Raw genomic sequence first — 19,591 nt, 5'->3', positions numbered from 1 at the left:
TACGTCGGCGCGGCGGGACCGGGCACGGCCGGGCCCTCACTGCGGCGTTACCCGGACGTAGTCGTGGTCGACGCTGTACGGGAACGAACCCGGCTCTTCGGTCGGGTCGCGGGTCCCGGTGGTGTCGGAGCTGAACACCTCCACCGAGAGCTGGACCGACTCGCCGGGCGCCTCGAAGTCGACGGTGAGTTCCGACCCGCCGTCGCGGCTCCCGTCCGCCGGCCAGCGGCGGCCGGTGTACCCGCCCGTGCCGTCGTGGACGAGTTCCCAGCGGTACCAGGTGTCGGTGTCGAGCGTGGCGGCGTCCGTGTCGGTCGTCGACCACTCCCTGTTCTCCTGGGGCTGCGTGCGGAACTGGAGCTGCTGGCCGTCCACGTCGTCGGTCGTCTCCGTGAAGCGAAACTCCACGACGGCCCGGTTACCGAAGTTCGCGTCCGGCGGCCAGTAGAAGGAGACCATGTTGTGCCGGCGGATCACGCCGTCGGCAATCTCCGCGGGGGAGAACAGCCCCGTCATCGTCCAGGCGCCGTCGACGCCGGACAGCGGATCCGCGAGCCGGAGGGCGGTCGGGCCCGGCACCCGGCCGTCGCTGCGGTCGGTTATCCGGGCCGCGTTGCTCCCCTCCCCGGGCGCCGAACTGTCGACGATCTCCACCGAGCCGACCGTCAAGTCGTCGTTCGGCACCGTCAACTCCTCCCAGGCCGGGTCCGCCGTGTAGTCGCCGTCCTCGAAGTCGTCGTCGAGCAACGGCGTCGGTGCCGGGTCCGCCGGCCCGCTCTCGGTCGTGTCCATCCCGGTGTCGGTACCGTCGCTCGGTTCAGAGGTGGCCGTCGAGCGGTCCGTCGCCGTCGAGTCGTCTCCCTCGTCCTCGGCGTCGGTGTCGGTCCCGTCGCCGCCACCGCCGCTACAGCCGGCGACGAGTGCGGTTCCAGCGACCAGTCCGGCGCGCAACACGGCGCGCCTGTTCCGTCGGTTCGTTGATTCGTCGGACATACGACCGGACATGAATCCGACATTACCTAATAGTTACCACTAGGTATCAAGCCATCCGGCTTCAGACGCCGCTAGCGGCCCTCAGACCCGCTCGGAGCCAGTACGTCCCGGCCGCGTGGGCCGCCCGTCACTCCTCGTCGGCGACGGTCGTCTCGGCGCCGGTGAACACGAAGGCCGCGCCCGAACGGTCGGGGGCCGCGACGGCGTCGAGGTCGGCGGTGTCGACGAGGAACACCGCCCAGCCGTGGGCCTCGGCGATGGTCTCGACGATGTTCAGTCCGAATCCGGTCCCCTCGTCGGCCGTGGAGTGCCCCGCCTCGAAGACGGCCTGGCGCTCGTCTTCGGGGATCCCGGGGCCGTCGTCGGCGACGAAGAAGCCGCCGCCGGCGGACCCGTCCTCGAAGAGGCCGACGGTCACCGTCACGTCCGTCCCACCGTGGTCGACCGCGTTGTGAAAGAGGTTCTCGAACAGCGCCTGGAGGCGGCCCTCGTCGGCGTCGACCGTGCCCGGGAGGCTGACTGTGAGGGTGGCGTCCTCGGCAGTCGTGAGGCCCCAGGCGGCCGAGGCGGTCCGCTCGACCGAAACCGGCTCCGGGTCGTCGACCGTCCGCCCGCGGCGCGCGAGTTCGAGCACGTCCTCGATGATGGTGTCGAGGCGGTCGTGAGCCTCGCTGGCCTTCCGGTAGTGTTCCTCGTCGCCGGTCCGGTAGAGGAGTTCGAGCCGCGTCTCGGCGACGCTCAGCGGATTGCGCAGGTCGTGTGAGACGAGGCGGGCGAACTGTTCGAGCCGTTCGTTCTGCCGTTCGAGCTGGCTCTCACGCTCCCGGCGGTCGGAGACGTCGCGGGCGACGCCGGCGGTCCCGCGGTACTCGTCGTCCTCGCCGAGCAACTGTCGGAAGCGGACCTCACAGGGGATCGAGCCGCCGTCCTTTCGCTGGAGCGTGAGGTCCATCGTCACCACGTCGGTGTCGGTTTCCTGGAGTTCCCGGCGCAGTTCCTTGGCGCGCTCGGCGTCGCGTTCGGGGATGACCAGGTCGGCGGAGGCCCCGAGCAGTTCCTCGCGGTCGTGGCCGGTCATCTCCGTCAGCGTCTCGTTGACGGCGATGAACTCGCGATGCTCGTCGAGGGCATAGACGCCGTCGCCGACGGTGTCGAGCATCTCCTCGGACCGTTCGAGTTCCCGCTCGCGGGCCTTGCGGTCGGAGATGTCCTGGAGCGCACCCAGCAGCGCTGGCTCGCCCTCGTACTCGATGACGGCGCTGTGGAACTCGAAGTCGAAGGTGGTACCGTCCTTCCGGACGCCGGTGTGTTCGTCGTGGAGTTCCTCGACCTCGCCGGCCCGGACCCGTTCGATGTTGCGCCGCAGGGTGTCGTGATCGGACTCGGCGACCACGTCGAGTGCCCGTCGCCCCTCCATCCCGTCAGGCTCGTACCCGAAAATCTCGGCCGCCCGTGGGTTCGCGTACTCGATGATTCCGTCCCGGAGGATGTAGATGCCGAAGAGGTTCTGTTCGACGACGCGGCGGTAGCGCTGTTTCGTCTGCCGGAGCGCCGCCTCGCGTTCCCGCTGTTCGGTCACGTCGGTGTAGACCGCCCACCCCTCGTCGCTCTCTTTCCCGGGATGGATCGGGATGGCGCGGATTTGGAAATCGCGGCGGCCGTCGACGGTCTCGCGTTCGCTCTCGACGACGACGTGTTCGCCCGCCTGTGCGCGCTCGTTTATCGAGGCCCCCTCGTCGCGGCGGTCCTCGGGGACGATCAGGTCGTCGACGAACTCGCCGACGGCCTGGTCGCGATCGTAGCCGAACACGTCCTCGAAGGCCGGGTTGGCGTCGCGGACGATGGGGTCGCCGTCCTCGAACTCGCAGTAGACGATGGGCGCGCCGCTGTTCTCGAACAGCGCCGAGAGGCGGTCGCGCTCGGTCGCCAGTTCCTGCTCCTGTGCTTTCCGCTCGGTGATGTCGGTGACGACGCCCTCCAGTACCGCGGTATCGCCGTCTCGGTCGACCGCGCGTCCCTGTTCGCGGACCCACCGCGTCTCGTCGTGTTTCGTGCGGACGCGGTACTCCAGTTTGTAGGGCACCCCCTCGTCGATGGCCGCCTGGATGGCGTCCCAGACGTCCTCGCGGTCCTCCGGGTGGATCACGTCCGCGCCGAAGGACACGTCGCCGTCGACCAGCGCCGCCGGTCGGTACCCGATCACGTCGATAGCCCCGTCGCTGACGAACGCCATCGACCGGCCACGCTCGTTGCGACAGCGGTAGACCATGCCCGGGATGTTGCTCATCAGCGTCGAGAGCACGCGCTCGCTCTCGGCGAGCGCGCTCTCGGTCCGGCGCTCGGAGACCGCCCGCTCGATGCGGTTCGCCAGGAGCGTGTACTGGTCGGTCCCGACCTCCTTCTGGAGGTAGTCGGTCACGCCGGCCGAGATTGCCTCGCTCGCGATCTCCTCGCTACCCTTGCCAGTAAAGAGGATAAAGGGGAGGTCGGGGTAGCGGTTCCGGACGGCCTCCAGCAACTCCAGTCCGTTGGTCCCGGGCATATCGTAATCGCTGACGATACAGTCGATTCGCGCCTCCTCGAGCCGTTCGAGCGCCGCCTCGGCGCCCGCCGCCGTCCGGACGTCGAACCGGTCGTTGACCCGCTCCAGCCACATCGACGTGGTCTCACGCATCCCCGACTCGTCGTCCACGTGGAGGACGTGGATCGTCCGCTCGCCCGCCGAGACGACCGAGTCCCTGCCCTCGGTGTCGCCAGCCCCGTCGCTCATAGACTGTCACCTGCGCCGCCGCGACCATAAACCGTCGCCTCGTTTCAGTCGGTCGACAGGCCCTCGCCCTGGTACGCCCCGTCGTAGGTGCCCTCGTGGTCGGCCGCGGCGATCACGAGCTGGGCGATGCGGGCGCCGCGTTCGAGTTCGAGTTCGTGGTGAACCTCCAGCAGCCCCTCCCCGCGGCCCTCGTAGCCGGCGTCCCAGACCGCCGTGTCGACGGTACAGGAGTTACGCAGCAGCGACGACCGCGGGTAGAGGAAGCCGACGTGTTCTTCGGGGATGACGACGCGCTCGCCGTACTGGACGATATACCCGCCAGGGTCGAGCCGGTAGACGGGAGCGCCGTCGCCGTCGTCGTCCGGTTCGATCTCCCGGCGGTCGCCGACCGATTTGCCGTCACGGGCGATCCGACCGGCGGCCGTCTGCTCGAAGACGGCACCGAGCGTGAGGTCGACGCCGTTGGGCTGGACCTGTGCGTCGCCGAGGTCGCCGAGGTGGTCGGCGAGGAAGGCGCCACTGCGGAACATATCCCGAAGGCGGCGAGCGACCACAAAACCGTGCCGGTCGTCGGGGGCGGATTCCGTGGTCCCACCGTCGACGGATTGGAGGGGAACAGAGGTCTACTAGGACGTGGGTAGCGTTGGGGGGAGTGTAAGAGCAGAGACTCGCATGATTTATATCCGCGGATAGTCGAGAAAGAGACGTTATGGGACAGACGCTTACGGAAAAAATCCTTGACGACCACCTCGTCGAGGGCGAACTCGAGACCGGCGAGGAGATCGGGATCGAGATCGACCAGGTCCTCACACAGGACACGACCGGCACGCTGGTATGGCTGCAGTTCGAGGCGCTGGGCCTCGACGAAGTCCAGACGGAGCTCGCGGCACAGTACTGCGACCACCAGACGTACCAGTTCGACTTCAAGAACACCGACGACCACCGCTTCCTGCGCTCGGCGGCTGGCACGTTCGGCGCGTACTTCTCGCGACCGGGCAACGGTATCTGTCACAACGTCCACAAGGAGAACTTCGCCGCCCCCGGCAAGACGCTCCTGGGCAGTGACTCCCACACCCCGACCCCCGGCGGCCTCGGTCAGCTCGCCATCGGTTCGGGCGGCCTCGACGTGGCGGTCGCCATGGGTGGCGGCCCCTACTACATCGAGATGCCCGAAGTCGTCAACGTCCGCCTCGAGGGCGAACTGCCCGAGTGGGCGACCGCGAAAGACGTCATCCTCGAGATGCTCCGTCGCCTCTCCGTGAAGGGCGGCGTCGGCAAGATCTTCGAGTACACCGGCCCCGGCGTCGAGAGCCTCTCGGTGCCCGAGCGGACGACGATCACGAACATGGGCACGGAACTCGGTGCCACGTCCTCCGTCTTCCCGACCGACGAGAAGACCGAGGATTACCTCGCCCGCCAGGGTCGCGAGGACGAGTACGTCGAGATCGGCCCCGACGAGGACGCCGAGTACGACGACCAGATCACCATCGACCTGTCGGACCTGGAGCCGCTCATCTCCGAGCCGTCCATGCCCGACAACGTCGTCCCCGTCCGCGAGGTCGAGGGCGTCGACGTCGACCAGGTCATCATCGGCTCCTGTACCAACGGCGGCTACGAGGATATCCTCCCGTCGGCGAAGATGCTGGAAGGCCGCTCCATCCAGCCGGACACCGAGATGATCGTCGCGCCCGGCTCGAAGAAGGCCAGCGAGATGCTCGCCCGCGAGGGCTGGACGGCCGAAATGATGGCCGCTGGCGTCAACTACTCCGAGGCCACCTGCGGTGCCTGTATCGGCATCGGCCACGTGCCCGGCAGTGACTCCGTCTCGCTGCGGACGTTCAACCGCAACTTCGAGGGCCGCTCCGGCATCGAGGACGACAACGTCTACCTCTGCTCGCCGGAAGTCGCCACCGCGGCGGCCATCAAAGGCGAGATCGTCGACCCGCGTAACCTGGCCGACGAGCTGGGCGACCTCGAGGACCCCGGCTTCGAGCTGCCCGACGAGTACGCGGGCGCCGAGAACGACATCATCACGCCGGACGACCCCGTCGACGACGAGCTCGTCAAGGGGCCGAACATCGGCGACGTCCCGCTGAAGGACCCGCTCGGCGCCGACATCGGTGGCCCGGCGCTCCTGAAGATGGACGACAACATCACGACCGACCACATCATCCCTGCAACGCAGGACATCCTGATGTACCGGTCGAACATCCCGAAGCTCTCGGAGTTCACGCTCTCGCGTGTCGACGAGGACTTCGCACAGCGCGCACTCGACAGCGACGGCGGCTTCCTCGTCGCCGGCGAGAACTACGGCCAGGGCTCCTCGCGTGAGCACGCGGCGCTCTGCCCGATGTTCCTCGGTGTCGAGGGCGTCCTCGCCCAGAGCTTCGCCCGCATCCACAAGGCGAACCTGTTCAACTTCGGTATCGTCCCGCTGGAGATCGACGCGGACGACTACGAGCAGATCGAGCAGGGCGACGACATCGAGATCGTCGACGACGTCGCCGACGCCGTCCGCTCCGGGCAGGAGGAGTTCACCGTCCGCGTGAACGACGACTGGGAACTGACGGCCGCGCTCGACGCCTCCGAGCGCGAGCGCCGCATCCTCGCCGACGGTGGGAAGCTCACCCACACGAAAAAGCAGGCCGAGAGCAGCGGTTCGGACGCGCCCGCCGACGACTAACCACCTTTTTGCCGTTCGGGTTCGCGCTTCGCGCGAACCGCTCACGGCAAAAACGTGGGCGAAAAAGCCGGATTCGCGCCGACGGCGCGAATCCGGTAAACGGGCTTGCGGGCCGCACCGCGACCGCTCACACCGAACTTCTCCGTTCTTTCACCGTTCCAGCGAGAGCGTTACAGCCAGACAGCCCGTAATTAAGTAGCTCAAGGGGGAACGACGGAACGGTGCCCTCCGTATCCGTCTCCGACCACCTCCGACCGACGGACGGCGACGTTCCGGCCGGGATTTACCGCGTCGTCGGCGTCGGCGCGGAGTCGGTGACGCTGTTGCGCGTCGGTGACGCCGACGGGACCCGTGTCCACACCGGCGAGGTCGTCACCGTCACGCGCGAGGACCTCGACGCCTTCGAGACGGCCGCGAACCCGGACGGGAGCCGCTCGGTTGCTGCGGCCCTGGTCCGGGGGCCCGAACACCTCTACTGGTCGGTCCGCGCGTTCGCCGGGCAACTGGCCGCCAGCCCGCTCCTCTCGGCTGGCACCCTCGCAGTCGTCGTCGCGGGGGCGTTCGGTGAAGGGGTCCTGCCGCTCTCCGAGGCGGGGCTGGACGCGCTGGTCGTCGCCGGCGCCCTCGGCCTCGCGCTCGTCGGGAGCGGACGGCTCTGACAGGTGGTGTTAGCGGTCCGGTCCCGGCGTTCGCCCCGCCACGTCGTCGGCGGGCCGGAACGTCTCCGAGTACGGTGGCGGGAGGAGCACGTCGGTCTCGGGGTGGTCGGCGCGCCACTCGCCCCACGTCGTGACGGTCGAGGGGCGGATGGACAGCGCCGTGCCGGTCGCCGGCCCGCAGATGGCCCGCCCAAGGATCTGGCTCCAGTAGCTCCGCGTCGCGCGGTCGTACAGCACGAGGTTGCCGTTGACCCCGACCTCGGCGTCCGCGCCCGCGCTCCCGGAGGCCCCGAACGCGCGCCCGTCCGCGACGCTGTCGGCGGCCTGGATGCGCTCGGGCCGCCAGAGCAGGCCGGAGACGCCGAACGTCGTCGGCGTCCCGTCCACGACCCGCTCCGCGACGAGCCCGCTCCGGCAGAGCGGGCAGTAGGTGACCAGCACCGGCCCGCCGAACGCGTCGTTGACGCTTTCGTGAATCGTCAAGACCGAGAGGGGGTACGCCCGCGCGCGCCCGTCTGCGGTCAGCCCGACGACCGTCTCGTCGGCAGGGAGGCGCCCGTCGCGGCGGTACTCGGGGGCGATGTCGCGGCCCGTCCAGTCGCTAGCGAACGCCGGGTCGTCGACGGCGTAGATGCCCGGGTCGGCCTGGACCGGTTCCGAGCAGATCGTCGCCGGGATCCCCTGTGCGGCGAGCCCGCTGGTCGCGGCGTTGTCGGCCGCGCCGGCGGCACCGGACGGTGACGACTCGGATCGAGTCGAGGTCGGCGCGTCGCCGCCGTCCCCCGACCCGCCCGAACACCCGGCGACGCCCGCGGCCGTCGCGAGCGCGGCGAGGAAGCGTCTGCGCTCCACGGCGGGAGTACGTACCGAGCACTCGTAAGCACGGGAGTAACCCACACGTTACCGTGTAGCGAGCGGAGAGCGGAGAGACAGTGTCGGCGGATCGGAAAACGGGAGCCCGTTAGGCGACGAGGGCCGTCCAGTCGCAGTCGGTGCAGGCGAGCAGACCCTGTCCGTCGACGACCGTCTCGGCGCAGTCCGGGCACGTCTCGACGTGGTTGGCGACCGGCGCGTATTCAGTGGGTTCGTTCGCTGTCTGCTTGGGTTTCTGTTTGAGCATGGGAGACACCTCCGGTCGAGCCACACAGGGTTCCCCTCCCTCGCTTCTCGACCGTACCAGTTAGTACGGAGACATCACATATAGGTGTAGCCGTTTATGCCACCGAAACCGCCGGACGTGAACGGGGCACACGCTCGACCTTGTATGAGTATAAGCACCACTCCAACCCGGACGCGTCGCTCGGCGTTCGCGGCGGGTGGCTCGGGCGAACGTCTCGTCACAAGGGGCTCAGCGGGGGTAACGTCTCGTCATCGCCACCCGACGGTGGTTGGCCGAGGGCGGTGAAAAAGGGCTCGCTGTGTGGCCGCCGGCCGTCTCAGACCGCGAGGTACTCGGCGATGGCGTCCTCGTCGGACAGGGCGTCACCGTCGAGCTGGTCGACGAGCGTCCCGCGCTCCATGGCGTAACAGCGGTCGGCCATGTCGCGGATGACCTGGAGGTTCTGCTCGACGAAGAGGATGGTCGTCCCGAGTTCCTCGTTGATCGTCCGCATATCCTCGCTGATCTGTTCGACGATGGAAGGCTGGATGCCCTCCGAGGGCTCGTCCAGCAGCAGCAGGTCGGGGTTGGCGACCAGCGCGCGGGCGATGGCGAGCATCTGCTGTTGCCCGCCGGACATCGTCCCGCCGTCCTGGTCTCGCCGCTCCGCGAGGATGGGGAAGTACTCGAACACCTCGTCGTACAGCAGGCGGTCGCCGCCCTCGTTGACAGTCTCGCCCATCCGGAGGTTCTGCTCGACGGTGAGGTCCGGGAATATCTCCCGCGCCTGCGGGATGTAGCCCATCCCGAGGCGGGCGCGCTCGTGTGGCGGGCGGTCGGTCACGTCCTCGCCGTCGAAGGTCACCGTCCCCTCGGTCGGTTCGAGCTGTCCCATCACCGTCCTGATGAGTGTCGTCTTCCCGACGCCGTTTTTGCCCATGACGCCGACGATCTCGCCCTCCGTGACCGAGAGGTCCACGTCCCGGAGGATCGGCGTCGAGCCGTAGCCGGCCCGGACACCGTCGAGTTCCAGCATCACTCCTCACCTCCGAGGTAGATGCGGCGGACCTCGGGATCGTCGCGGATCTCCTCGATGGATCCCTCACGGAAGATCTGCCCCTGATCCAGGACCGTCACGTGGTCGGCGATGCGAGCGACGAAGTCGATATCGTGTTCGATGACGACGAACGCGAGGTCGAGGTCGGCGTTCATCGACGTGATGCGGTCGGCGACCTCGGCGCGCTCGTCGACGGCCATCCCGGCGACGGGCTCGTCCAGCAGGAGCAGGTCGGGGTCCAGCGCCGCGGCCATCGCGATCTCCAGTTGTTGTTGCTCGCCGTGGGAGAGGACGCCGGCGGTCACGTCGGCCTTGTCCGCGAGCCCCGCGGTCGCGAGAGTCTCTTCGATGCGGCGGTCCCGGTCGTCGCCGGACGCGAGCCGCTGGACCGGCAGACGGACGTTCTCCCGGACGCTGAGGTCCTCGTAGACGCTCGGGACCTGGAACTTGATGCTGAGCCCGCGGCGGATGCGCTCGTGGGGGTCCATCCGGGTGATGTCGTGGCCCTGGAAGTAGACCGACCCTTCCGAGGGGGTGAGCGCCCCCGTGACGAGGTTCAGCATCGTCGACTTGCCGGCGCCGTTGGGGCCGATGAGACAGCGCAGTTCGCCGGCCTCGATACCGAGGTCCACGTCGTCGATGGCCGTCAGGCCGCCGAAGCGCTTGGTCAGGCCCTCGGTCTTGAGGATGGTGTCGGTGTCGACCCCGGTCGCGCGCTCGGCGGCGGTCTGCTTGACCGCGGGGTCCATCCCCTCGGCGTCGCTCATTCCGCCACCTCCCCGGTCGCGGTCGCATCGTCGGTCTCGCCGCCGCTCCGGCGCGAACTGATCCAGTCCGCGAGATCGCGGACGCCCGGAATCAGCCCCTCCGGGAGGAGGAGGATGATGACGAGCAGGAGGATCCCGTTGATGACGAAGGCCCAGTCGCCGACGTTCACCGAGAGGGCGAGGCCGAGCCGCTCGATGAGGATGGTCGCGACGATGGGGCCGAGCAGGGTCTTGCGGCCGCCGACCGCGACCCAGATGACCGGCAGCGACGCCGCCGTGAGGCTCAGCTCCGACGGGCTGATGTAGTTGAACCAGGTGACGTAGAAGACCCCGGCCAGCCCGGCGAGGGCACCGCCGAACGTGAACACCGTCAGTTTCACGCGCTTGACGTTGTACCCGAGCATCTCGGTCCGCTCCGGGTCCTCGCGGATCGCGACCATCACGCGGCCGTAGTCGCTGTTGAGCAGCGCCCTGAGGCCGAGGTAGGTGACGAGCAGGGTCACCAGGGCGGCGTAGAACAGCGTCGGCCCTTCGAGGACGAGCGCCGTCTCCCCGAGGCCGAACGCGAGGTTGGGGATGCCGGGCATCCCGTTGAAGCCGCCGAGGGCGGCCTCGCCGATGGTCCACTGGTCCCCGGCGGTCTGGTCGAGGAAGGTCTTGAGGACGAGCACGACGACGAGCGTCATGATGGTCACGTACACGTCGCTGACCCCGCCGTAGAACATGAAGTACCCGAGCACGAACGCGAACAGCGCCGCGAGCGCGACGGCGACCAGCAGGCCCGCCATCGTCCCGAGCGGACTGGCGACGTTGATACCGACGACGCCGTACGTGTAGCCGGCGACGCCGAAGAAGGCCACCTGCCCGAAGCTCAGGATGCCGGTAAAGCCCCAGACGACCGCCAGGCTCAGCGCGAGCAGGGCGAGCGCCAGGAACTGCGACATGTTCGTCACCGCGGATTCGAGCATGTACACCGGGTAGCCGGCCAAAAGGAGCGTCGCCACGGCGAAGCCGATCCAGAACCGCCGGGACTTCCCCAGCGTGTTGGGGCCGTGGAGCGCGCCGACGAGTCGGTCCCGGAGGCCCGTCGAGTCGGCGGTCGCGTCGGCGTCCTCGACGGCCATCATTGCACCTCCATGCGGCGTTCACGGAGTCGCTCGACGAGACTGCTCAGCCCCTGCGGGAGGAACCGGATCGTGACGATTGCCACCAGCAGGAGCGCGATACGACCGAAGAACGTCCCGTAGAGGTTCGAGAACAGGGCGTTGACGAACCCGAGCAGGCCGCCCGCGAGCGTGGTGCCGACGACGACCGAGGAGCCGCCGACGACGACCGCGACGAAGGCATCGACGAGGAACGTCGAGCCGAGCCCGGGTTCGATGCTCAGCAGCGGGGCGTACAGCGCCCCGGTCAGCCCGGCGAGGCCGGACCCGAGCGCGAACGTCGCGACGTAGGTCCGTTCGGTGTTGACGCCGAGGGCCTGTGCCATGTCCTCGTTTTGAATCGTCGCGCGGGCGCGCATCCCGTAGTCGGTCCGGACGAACACGACGTACAGCGCCAGGAGCACGAACAGCGCGATGCCGGCGAGAAGGACCTGGTAGGTCGAGATCGACAGCCCGGCGCCGTAGTTGACCTGACCGAACGGGATTGGGATGCCCCCGAGGGCGTTCCCGAAGACGTTTCGGAACGTCTGGACCATGATGAGACTCAGGCCCCAGGTCGCGACCATCGAGTCGAGCAGGCGGTCGTACAGCGGCGTGATGACCGGCCGGTCGATGGTCCACTGGGTGAAGCGGTTCGGCCACGCCCCGGAGATGATGGTCCGCTCGACGACGAAGCCGAAAAACGCCGTGACGAGCGCGCCCACGAGCATCGCGACCGGGAGCCGGACGACCCCGGGGACGGCCCCGATGGGGAAGTACGGGATCGACCCGTTGTAGGCCAGCGTCGTCGTGAAGGCCCCGACCATGATGAACTCGCCGTGAGCGAGGTTGATGACGCCCATGATCCCGAAGATGATCGCCAGTCCGGTCGCTGCGAGGACGACCGAGGCGAAACTCGGGAAAAACTGGACGAGTAGATCGAGACCGACGGCCATCCTACCCGGCCTCCTCGTAGTAGTCCTGTGGGGTGTACTGCGTCTCCTCGTCCTCCTCCGTCAGGTCACAGCCGACCGTGTTCGAGAGGAACTGCTCCTCGATGACGCGGTTCTCGACGGCTTCGAGTTCGTGGTTCTCGTCGGCCCGCATCACCCACATGTGGTGGTCGACGTGGTGGGTCTCCGGGTCGAGGTTGATCTCCTCGCCCTCCGGCGCTTCGGGGGCGGGGTAGGAGATGCCCGACTCCAGGGCCTCCTTGACCTCGGCCTGGTCGGTGGTGCCGGCCTGTTCGACGGCCTGTTTGTACATGTAGATCGAGAAGTAGTTGTTCTCGGCCTCCTCGTTGAGGTAGGGGGCGTCGGGGAACTTCTCGTAGTAGCGGTCGACGAAGCCACCGTCGCTCGTGTTGCGCTCGGTCGGAATCTCCTCCATGTAGTTGACCCCGGCGTAGATGTTCGCCATCGCGGGCGGGTCCAGGCGCAGGTGCTCGTACCCCTGGGCCATCGCCGTCGAGGTGCCGATGGGCACGTCGAGTCCCGAGGACGCCTTCTGCTCGTAGAAGGAGGTGTGGTTTGCCCCGACCAGCATCGACATCACGAAGTCCGGGTCGGCGTCCTGGATGCGGTTGATCGTCGAGGAGAACTGCGACTCCGAGAGGGGGATGAACTCCTCGCCGATGACTTCGGCGTCGTTCTCGTTCGCCAGCACCTTCACCCAGTCCGCCGAGAGCTGCCCGAAGTTGTAGTCGGCGGCGATGGTGTAGATCTCCGAACCGTACTCCTCGACGAGGTAGGGCAGGACGCTCCCGAGCTGCTGGCGGGCGGTCGGCCCGACCGCGAAGACGTTCTTGTCACACACGCCACCCTCGTACTGGGTCGTGTAGAAGTACAGCTGGTCGTTCTGGTCGATGGTCGGGCGGATGGTCTCCCGCGTCGCGCTGGAGTAGCCGGCCCACAGCGCGTCGACCTCGCGCTGATTGATCATCTGCCGGGTCAGCTCGAGGTAGCGGTCGTTGTTCGACTGCGGGTCGGGATCGAAGTACTCGATCTCCTGGCCGTCGATACCACCCTGTTCGTTGATCTCCTCGATCGCCAGGAGGCTCGCCTTGTGCTTTGGCGACCCCACGAGCGCGAAGTTGCCCGACTGGTCCTCCAGCACCCCGAGCTTGATCGTGTCACTGCCGCCGCCACCACCGAGCGCACAGCCGGCCAACGACGTCGTGACCGCCGCGCCCGCTCCAGCGAGCAGCGACCGACGACTGTACTGCCGCGTCATACGCGATCACCGTTCCGCGGACGAGTGTCCAGTTGCGAAACGAACAATTGCGTATTCTCCCAACTACGTATCGATTTCGGCGAATGCGCGTTCATATATTCTCGACGTTATCTTCCGTTCGGTGGGCACTAATAACGTTTTTCAAAGAAGTATTAATTCGACCTGATTTGGTGGTAATGTGTATAAGGTTGATCCAATACTGTCGCAATACCTGCACCGAAGTGAGAGAAATTGGTATATTCGTCTATTTCCTGCGGAGATTCGTTCCGTCTCTCCAGCGGCGGGTGTCGGTCCGGCGCCGGCAGCGCGACCGACCGGCGATGCTGAATGAAAAACACCGATTCCCCCGGCGGATAGTGGACGTTCGTCCCGGAATCGGGCGATGTTCGTGTTAACTACCCGCATGGGTGTGCGAACGCGTGGGAGGAAAAGCAGCAAACGGACGTTCGAAAAGGATGGCGAGAACTGTGGGAACGGAACTGCCGGTCAGGCGAGGGGGAGCGTCGAGGCGAGCATGCCGCCCGCGAGGGCGACGACGGCGGCGCCCGCGACCGTCCGCACGGCCCCGTACGCGCGGGCATCGAGCGTCCTGGCGGTGCCGAAGGCCGTGCCGACGCCGGCGCCGATGGCGCTCATCGTCGCCGTGATGGCGACGGCGTAGACGACGACCGCGAGCGAGACGGCGCTGAGGCCGTACTGCGGGAACAGCGTCCCGGCGAACGCGATCATGCTGAGCGGCGGCGAGAGGGTAAAGAGCGCACCCAGCAGGCCGGTCTTGAGGTAGGCGGCGATTCCGTGGTCGTGGCCGCCGTGGTCGTGGCCGCCGTCGCCGTGCCCCCCGACACCGGGCAGGGGAAGGTGGAGGTGTGGGTGTTCGTGGGTCACGTCGCCGTGGCTGTGCTCGTCGGTCCGAACGACCGTCCGGAGGCCGCCGACGGCCATGAGGGTCCCGAGACCGCCGAGCAGGAGCGCGGCACCGACGGTCCCGACCGCGTCGAGCCCGCTCGGCAGGGCCCCCTGGCCGCTGAGGACGGCCATGACGCCGAGCCAGACGACGACCAGTGCGACGTGGCCGAGACTGAAACAGGCCCCGACGACCGCCGAGAGCCGGGAGTCGCCGGCCTCGCCAGCCAGCGAGGAGATGCCCGCGACGTGGTCCGGTTCGATGGCGTGTGTGAATCCGAGCACGCCCGCGGTCGCGAGCGCGCCCAGCAGCGTCGCCGAAGTCATGCGACCGTCACCGATTCGAGCTCGTTCATCACACCCACGTTACGAAATGACTCGTATATCCGTTTTCGACTGAGCAAGTATTGACGATTCGAGGGGGACTTACCACAACAAGACACTGATACCCCCTGTGAGTACATGAACGTCCGCGAATTTGGAAAATTCGAGTTCGAGGCGTATATTTTCGAAGGTCGGAGGGGTCGTCGATGACGGACCGGCTCGTCCCGGGCGAGGTGGATCCGGGCGAGGGGTCGGTCGTGATCAACGAGGGCCGGGAGACGGCGTCCGTATCGGTGGCGAACACGGGCGACCGGCCGATCCAGGTCGGGTCTCACTTCCACTTCTTCGAGGCCAATCGTGCACTCGCCTTCGACCGGGCGGCGGCCTACGGGATGCGGCTCGACATCCCGGCTGGCACGGCCGTCCGGTTCGAACCCGGCGACGAGCGCGAAGTCGACCTCGTGGCCTACGGCGGGAAACAGCGTGTGACCGGCATGAACGGGCTCACGAACGGGGCGACCAGCGACGGCGACCCCGGCGAGGCGCTCGCGCGAGCACGGGAAGGTGGGTTCGCCGACACGGGCGCGACCGGGGACACCCACGCCGGCGACGACACTCCCGGAGACGGGGAGGACGAGGAATGAGAGACGTCTCGCGACGGCAGTACACCGACCTGTACGGACCGACTGAAGGCTCACGCATCAGGCTGGGCGACACGGAACTGTTCGCGGAAGTCACGGAGGACCTCGGCACGCCGGGCGACGAGGCGGTCTTCGGCGGCGGGAAGACGCTCCGTGACGGCCTCGGGATGGCCCCCGGCGTCACCGCCGAGGCGGGCGCGCTGGACTGGGTCATCACGAACGCCGTCGTCATTGACCCCATCGCCGGGGTCGTCAAGGGCGACATCGGCATCCGCGATGGGGAGGTCGCCGGCATCGGCAAGGCCGGCAACCCCGACACGATGGACGGCGTGGACATGATCGTCGGCCCGGCGACGGACGTGTACAACGCCGAGGGGATGATCGCCACCCCCGGTGGGCTGGACATCCACATCCACTTCAACAGCGAACAACTGGCCGAGCACGCGCTCGCCTCGGGCATCACGACGATGTTCGGCGGCGGCTACGGCGGCGGCGCGACCACCTGCACCACCGGCCCGACGAACATCCGGCGCTTTCTGGAGGCAGCCGACGAATGGCCCGTCAACGTCGGGTTCTACGGGAAGGGCAACGCCAGCGAACCCGAACCGCTCCGCGAGCAGGTCGAAGCCGGCGCCTGCGGCCTGAAGATGCACGAGGACTGGGGCTCGACCCCGGAGGTCATCGACACCTGCCTCACGGTGGCCGAGGAGATGGACATCCAGACGGCCATCCACACGGACACGCTCAACGAGTCCGGCTTCGTCGAGGACACGTTCGACGCCATCGACGGCCGGACGATGCACATGTTCCACATCGAAGGGGCCGGCGGCGGCCACGCCCCCGACATCATCGAACTCGTCGGGGAACCCAACGCCCTGCCTTCCTCGACCAACCCCTCGATGCCCTACACCGACAACACCGTCGACGAACATCTCGATATGGTGATGGTCTGTCACCACCTCGACGACGACGTGCCCGAGGACGTGGCCTTCGCCGAGTCGCGTATCCGCGCGGAGACGCTCGCCGCCGAGGACGTGCTCCACGACACCGGCGCGGTGTCCATCATGACCTCCGACTCCCAGGCGATGGGCCGGATGGCCGAGGTCATCTGTCGCACCTGGCAGACTGCCGATAAGATGAAACGCCAGCGCGGCCCGCTGCCCGGCGACGAGGGGACCGACAACGACAACGAGCGCATCCTGCGCTACGTCGCGAAGTACACCATCAACCCCGCCATCACGGCCGGTATCGACGAGTACGTCGGCAGTCTCGAACCCGGCAAGCTGGCCGACATCGCGCTCTGGGAGCCCGACTTTTTCGGCATCAAACCCTCGATGGTGTTCAAGGGCGGCTTCCCCGCGATGTCGAGCATGGGCGAGGCCAACGGCTCGCTGATGACCTGCGAACCGATCCTCCAGCGCCAGCGGGCGGGTGCGGTCGGGAAGGCCAAACACGCCACGAGCATCTCCTTCGTCAGCCAGGCCGCCGCCGACCGCGGCGTGAAGGACGAATACGGCCTCGACAGCCGGGTCGAACCGATCGAGGGGACCCGGACGAACGAGAAGGCCGACATGGTGCGCAACGACCACTGCCCGGACGACATCGACGTGGACCCGGAGACGTTCGAGGTGACCGTCGACGGCGAGGTAATCACCTGCGAGCCGGCCAGCGAAATCCCGCTGGCACAGCGGTACATGCTATGAAACTCACACCGAAAGAACGCGAACGACTGACGATCTTCATGGCCGCGGAGCTCGCGCGCCGCCGCCGGGAGCGCGGCGTCGCGCTGAACCACCCCGAGTCCGTCGCGCTCATCTCCGACTGGGCCTGCGAGCGCGCCCGCGAGGGGCTGTCCGTCGCGGAGATCCGCTCGGAGGCACAGACCTTGCTTACCCGCGAGGACGTGATGGAGGGCGTCCCGGAGATGATCGACATGGTGCAGGTCGAACCCACCTTCCCCGACGGGACGAAGCTCGTGACCATCCACGACCCCATCCGCTTCGACTCGCCCGAGGAGATCGACGGGGAGGGCGCGACCGCAACCGACGGTGGGAGGGACGAACCATGACCCGCGACGTGCCCACGGTCGGCATCGGCGGTCCCGTCGGTTCCGGAAAGACCTCGCTCGTCCAGGAACTCGTCCCCCGACTCGGCGCGGACCTGGAGATCGGCGTCATCGCCAACGACATCCTCACGCAGGAGGACGCCGAGGTACTGGAGGCTTCCTTCGAGGGCGAAGTCCCGTCGGACCTCGTCGCCGGCGTCGAGACCGGTGCCTGCCCGCACACGGGCATTCGCGAGGACCCCTCGATGAACCTCGAACAGATCGACCGCTTCCTGGAGCGGGAACCGGACCTCGACCTCGTGCTCCTGGAGAGCGGCGGCGACAACCTCGCCGCGACGTTCAACCCCGAACTCGCCGACTACTTCCTCTACGTCATCTCGGTGGCGGAGGGCGACGACATCCCTCGCAAGCGTGGGCCGGGCGTCGTCGACGCCGACCTGCTCGTCATCAACAAGACCGACCTCGCGCCCCACGTCGGCGCGGACCTGGACGTGATGGAACGGGACGCCCGCGCGGTCCGGGACGGTCCCTTCGAGTTCACGAACTGCAAGGAGAGCGACGGCGTCGACGCCGTGGCCGACCACATCGAGCGCCAGCTCCTGTTCGCATAGATGGCGACCGAGAATCAGCCGGACGAGCCACCGGACGACGCCGGCGATGTCCGTTCCGCGGCCGCCGTCGCCGCCGACCCGACGGTCGGTCCCGAGGCGGCCTTCGAGGCGTACGGCGCGGAGCCGATCCCGGCGGCCGCGGCCGGCGCGGTCGGGAAGGACGGTCGCGTCGCCGTCCGGTTTTCGGCCGATGCCGACGGCCAGACCCGCCTCGTCAATGACTTCGCGAAAGTCCCCTTCCACCTCACGGGCGGGCTGACACACGACGAGGCGCTCCCGGAGGCCGCGACGGTCTACGTCCAGACGCCGACGGCGGGGATCGCGCAGGGCGACCGCCACGGAATCGAGGTGACGGTCGACCCGGACGCGGTCGCGCACGTCACCGGACAGAGCGCGACGAAGGTCCTCCGGATGGAGCGCAACTACGGCGCGGCGACGGTCGACCTCTCGGTCGGCGCGGGCGGCTACCTGGAGTACCTGCCCGAGCCGACCATCGTCCACCGCGACGCCCGTTACCGGCAGGACCTCACGCTGTCGCTCGGGCCCGACGCCGCCGCGGTCGTCGGCGAGGTCCTCGTTCCGGGCCGGCTCGCCCGCGACGAGGCCTTCGACTTCGACCACGCCTACCTCCGGACGGAGGCGACCGGTCCCGACGGCCGCCTGTTCGCCGACGCGAACGACCTCCGGCCGGCGGCCACCGACCCCCGGCGACCCGGCGTGCTGGGCGACCACCGCGTCCTCGGGACGCTCTACGCGGTCGGCGACCCCGGCCTCTCGGACGCGCTCCACGAGCGGGTCGCCGACCGCGAGGGCGTCCGGGCGGGCGCAACCGAGCTCCCGAACGACGCGGGCGCGATGGTTCGCGTCCTCGGCGAGGACACGGCCCCGGTCCGCGCGGCGATGCGGGCCGCCTGGGACGAGGCGCGGCGGGAACTCGTCGGGGCGCCGGCCCCGACACGGAGGAAGGACTGATGCTCGTCGTCGACTCGATACTGGGGAACGCCGACGACGACCCCGACCTCGCAGCCCGCGTCGCGGAGCGACCCGACGACGAGGTCGAGCGGGTCGTCCTCGACGAACGGGATCGCCGGCGCGCCCGCCTGCGGACGACGACCGAGGCCGGCACCGAACTCGGTATCGTCGCTCCCGAGGACGGCCTCCGGCCGGGCGACGTGCTGGTGGCCGACGACGAGCGCGCGGTCGTCGTCGCGTTCGCCGACCGGGACGCGCTCGTGGTGGACTTCGCGGGGGTCCCCGGGTCTGCCGACGCGCTCGCGGGGGCGGCCGCGCTCGGCCACCGACTCGGGAACCGCCACCGCGACCTCGCGGTTCGCGACGGGGAAATCCTGGTCGCGCTCGACGCCGACGAAGACCAGGTCCGGGAGACGGTCGCCGAGGCCGCACCGCCCGGCGCGACCGTGCGGGAGGAAACCGTCGACCCCGCGCTGTTCGACGGGACCGACCCTCACTCCCACGGCGACGGGAGCGGACACGCCCACCCGCACGACGACCACACCCACAGCCACGGCGGCGACCACACCCACGACCACTCGGGCGAGGAACACACTCACGGCGGCGTCCACACCGTCGACGACCCCGAGGAGGGATCGTCGTGAGCGACGACAGCCCCAGGGACGACGGCCGG

19 protein-coding genes are annotated in these 19,591 nt (G+C 68.4%); 8 read left to right on the top strand and 11 right to left on the bottom strand.

Annotated features, from left to right (window positions below):
* Positions 1 to 36: 36 nt before the first annotated feature.
* The 3 genes from MUG96_RS02865 to MUG96_RS02855 form a co-directional block, all read right to left on the bottom strand.
* On the bottom strand, positions 37 to 993 hold the full coding sequence (locus tag MUG96_RS02865; protein ID WP_246986317.1) for a hypothetical protein: 957 nt from the start codon (positions 991 to 993) through the stop codon (positions 37 to 39).
* Between the two features lie 127 nt (positions 994 to 1,120).
* Complete coding sequence (locus tag MUG96_RS02860) at positions 1,121 to 3,763, bottom strand: PAS domain S-box protein (RefSeq protein WP_246986316.1); 2,643 nt, start codon at positions 3,761 to 3,763, stop codon at positions 1,121 to 1,123.
* Positions 3,764 to 3,807: 44 nt separating this feature from the next.
* Positions 3,808 to 4,317: a deoxyuridine 5'-triphosphate nucleotidohydrolase gene (locus MUG96_RS02855; RefSeq protein ID WP_256465422.1), complete on the bottom strand. Its 510-nt coding sequence runs from the start codon at positions 4,315 to 4,317 to the stop codon at positions 3,808 to 3,810.
* 155 nt (positions 4,318 to 4,472) lie between these two features.
* On the opposite strand from MUG96_RS02855, the gene MUG96_RS02850 reads away from it, so the two are divergent.
* Both MUG96_RS02850 and MUG96_RS02845 read left to right on the top strand, forming a co-directional pair.
* Positions 4,473 to 6,446 carry an aconitate hydratase gene (locus MUG96_RS02850; RefSeq protein ID WP_246986313.1) on the top strand — a complete coding sequence of 658 codons (1,974 nt, stop codon included), beginning with the start codon at positions 4,473 to 4,475 and terminating at the stop codon, positions 6,444 to 6,446.
* A 221-nt stretch (positions 6,447 to 6,667) separates the two neighbouring features.
* On the top strand, positions 6,668 to 7,105 hold the full coding sequence (locus MUG96_RS02845; protein WP_246986311.1) for a hypothetical protein: 438 nt from the start codon (positions 6,668 to 6,670) through the stop codon (positions 7,103 to 7,105).
* A gap of 9 nt (positions 7,106 to 7,114) precedes the next feature.
* On the opposite strand, the gene MUG96_RS02840 is transcribed toward MUG96_RS02845, so the two are convergent.
* The 8 genes from MUG96_RS02840 to MUG96_RS02805 all read right to left on the bottom strand — a co-directional run bounded on the left by MUG96_RS02840 (position 7,115) and on the right by MUG96_RS02805 (position 14,632).
* Positions 7,115 to 7,957 (bottom strand): DUF3179 domain-containing (seleno)protein, encoded by an 843-nt coding sequence (locus tag MUG96_RS02840; RefSeq protein ID WP_246986309.1) that lies wholly within the window; start codon positions 7,955 to 7,957, stop codon positions 7,115 to 7,117.
* Positions 7,958 to 8,066: 109 nt separating this feature from the next.
* A complete protein-coding gene (locus MUG96_RS02835; protein ID WP_246986307.1) occupies positions 8,067 to 8,225 on the bottom strand; it encodes a hypothetical protein in 159 nt (52 codons plus the stop codon).
* Positions 8,226 to 8,541: 316 nt separating this feature from the next.
* Positions 8,542 to 9,240 (bottom strand): ABC transporter ATP-binding protein, encoded by a 699-nt coding sequence (locus MUG96_RS02830; protein WP_246986305.1) that lies wholly within the window; start codon positions 9,238 to 9,240, stop codon positions 8,542 to 8,544.
* Positions 9,240 to 10,028: an ABC transporter ATP-binding protein gene (locus MUG96_RS02825; protein ID WP_246986303.1), complete on the bottom strand. Its 789-nt coding sequence runs from the start codon at positions 10,026 to 10,028 to the stop codon at positions 9,240 to 9,242. The genes MUG96_RS02830 and MUG96_RS02825 overlap by 1 nt, the downstream gene beginning before the upstream one ends.
* A complete protein-coding gene (locus MUG96_RS02820; protein WP_246986302.1) occupies positions 10,025 to 11,152 on the bottom strand; it encodes an ABC transporter permease subunit in 1,128 nt (375 codons plus the stop codon). The genes MUG96_RS02825 and MUG96_RS02820 overlap by 4 nt, the downstream gene beginning before the upstream one ends.
* A complete protein-coding gene (urtB, locus tag MUG96_RS02815) occupies positions 11,152 to 12,126 on the bottom strand; it encodes an urea ABC transporter, permease protein UrtB (protein WP_246986300.1) in 975 nt (324 codons plus the stop codon). Before urtB ends, MUG96_RS02820 begins: the two co-directional genes overlap by 1 nt.
* A 1-nt stretch (position 12,127) precedes the next feature.
* The gene (locus tag MUG96_RS02810; protein WP_246986298.1) at positions 12,128 to 13,402 is read right to left on the bottom strand and encodes an urea ABC transporter substrate-binding protein; all 1,275 of its coding nucleotides are present in this window, start codon (positions 13,400 to 13,402) and stop codon (positions 12,128 to 12,130) included.
* A gap of 486 nt (positions 13,403 to 13,888) precedes the next feature.
* Positions 13,889 to 14,632, bottom strand: a complete 744-nt coding sequence (locus MUG96_RS02805; protein ID WP_246986296.1) for a hypothetical protein — start codon at positions 14,630 to 14,632, stop codon at positions 13,889 to 13,891.
* Between the two features lie 203 nt (positions 14,633 to 14,835).
* On the opposite strand from MUG96_RS02805, the gene MUG96_RS02800 reads away from it, so the two are divergent.
* The 6 genes from MUG96_RS02800 to MUG96_RS02775 are packed head-to-tail and all read left to right on the top strand — an operon-like array spanning position 14,836 to position 19,562.
* Positions 14,836 to 15,273 (top strand): urease subunit beta, encoded by a 438-nt coding sequence (locus tag MUG96_RS02800; RefSeq protein ID WP_246986294.1) that lies wholly within the window; start codon positions 14,836 to 14,838, stop codon positions 15,271 to 15,273.
* Positions 15,270 to 16,973: an urease subunit alpha gene (ureC, locus tag MUG96_RS02795; protein ID WP_246986292.1), complete on the top strand. Its 1,704-nt coding sequence runs from the start codon at positions 15,270 to 15,272 to the stop codon at positions 16,971 to 16,973. The genes MUG96_RS02800 and ureC overlap by 4 nt, the downstream gene beginning before the upstream one ends.
* The gene (locus MUG96_RS02790; protein WP_246986290.1) at positions 16,970 to 17,338 is read left to right on the top strand and encodes an urease subunit gamma; all 369 of its coding nucleotides are present in this window, start codon (positions 16,970 to 16,972) and stop codon (positions 17,336 to 17,338) included. Before ureC ends, MUG96_RS02790 begins: the two co-directional genes overlap by 4 nt.
* Positions 17,335 to 17,946: an urease accessory protein UreG gene (gene ureG, locus MUG96_RS02785; protein WP_246986288.1), complete on the top strand. Its 612-nt coding sequence runs from the start codon at positions 17,335 to 17,337 to the stop codon at positions 17,944 to 17,946. The genes MUG96_RS02790 and ureG overlap by 4 nt, the downstream gene beginning before the upstream one ends.
* Positions 17,947 to 18,918, top strand: a complete 972-nt coding sequence (locus MUG96_RS02780; RefSeq protein ID WP_246986286.1) for an urease accessory protein UreD — start codon at positions 17,947 to 17,949, stop codon at positions 18,916 to 18,918. It begins immediately after the preceding gene.
* Entirely contained in the window at positions 18,918 to 19,562 is a 645-nt protein-coding gene (locus MUG96_RS02775) for an urease accessory protein UreE (RefSeq protein ID WP_246986284.1), read from the top strand. Before MUG96_RS02780 ends, MUG96_RS02775 begins: the two co-directional genes overlap by 1 nt.
* Positions 19,563 to 19,591 lie beyond the last annotated feature (29 nt).

This window comes from Halorientalis marina (assembly GCF_023028345.1).
Lineage (GTDB): Archaea > Halobacteriota > Halobacteria > Halobacteriales > Haloarculaceae > Halorientalis > Halorientalis marina.
The sequence above is the reverse complement of the archived record's forward strand: the minus strand, read 5'-3'. Positions and strand labels throughout refer to the sequence as shown.

Bases quoted from the DNA above. Each gene is read 5' to 3' on its own strand.
- ureC (WP_246986292.1), top strand. From the start codon at position 15,270: ATGAGAGACGTCTCGCGACGGCAGTACACCGACCTGTACGGACCGACT.
- MUG96_RS02835 (WP_246986307.1), bottom strand. From the start codon at position 8,225: ATGCTCAAACAGAAACCCAAGCAGACAGCGAACGAACCCACTGAATAC.
- MUG96_RS02825 (WP_246986303.1), bottom strand. From the start codon at position 10,028: ATGAGCGACGCCGAGGGGATGGACCCCGCGGTCAAGCAGACCGCCGCC.
- MUG96_RS02850 (WP_246986313.1), top strand. From the start codon at position 4,473: ATGGGACAGACGCTTACGGAAAAAATCCTTGACGACCACCTCGTCGAG.
- MUG96_RS02860 (WP_246986316.1), bottom strand. From the start codon at position 3,763: ATGAGCGACGGGGCTGGCGACACCGAGGGCAGGGACTCGGTCGTCTCG.
- MUG96_RS02775 (WP_246986284.1), top strand. From the start codon at position 18,918: ATGCTCGTCGTCGACTCGATACTGGGGAACGCCGACGACGACCCCGAC.
- urtB (WP_246986300.1), bottom strand. From the start codon at position 12,126: ATGGCCGTCGGTCTCGATCTACTCGTCCAGTTTTTCCCGAGTTTCGCC.
- MUG96_RS02830 (WP_246986305.1), bottom strand. From the start codon at position 9,240: ATGCTGGAACTCGACGGTGTCCGGGCCGGCTACGGCTCGACGCCGATC.
- ureG (WP_246986288.1), top strand. From the start codon at position 17,335: ATGACCCGCGACGTGCCCACGGTCGGCATCGGCGGTCCCGTCGGTTCC.
- MUG96_RS02790 (WP_246986290.1), top strand. From the start codon at position 16,970: ATGAAACTCACACCGAAAGAACGCGAACGACTGACGATCTTCATGGCC.
- MUG96_RS02800 (WP_246986294.1), top strand. From the start codon at position 14,836: ATGACGGACCGGCTCGTCCCGGGCGAGGTGGATCCGGGCGAGGGGTCG.
- MUG96_RS02805 (WP_246986296.1), bottom strand. From the start codon at position 14,632: ATGACTTCGGCGACGCTGCTGGGCGCGCTCGCGACCGCGGGCGTGCTC.
- MUG96_RS02780 (WP_246986286.1), top strand. From the start codon at position 17,947: ATGGCGACCGAGAATCAGCCGGACGAGCCACCGGACGACGCCGGCGAT.
- MUG96_RS02820 (WP_246986302.1), bottom strand. From the start codon at position 11,152: ATGGCCGTCGAGGACGCCGACGCGACCGCCGACTCGACGGGCCTCCGG.
- MUG96_RS02865 (WP_246986317.1), bottom strand. From the start codon at position 993: ATGTCCGACGAATCAACGAACCGACGGAACAGGCGCGCCGTGTTGCGC.
- MUG96_RS02810 (WP_246986298.1), bottom strand. From the start codon at position 13,402: ATGACGCGGCAGTACAGTCGTCGGTCGCTGCTCGCTGGAGCGGGCGCG.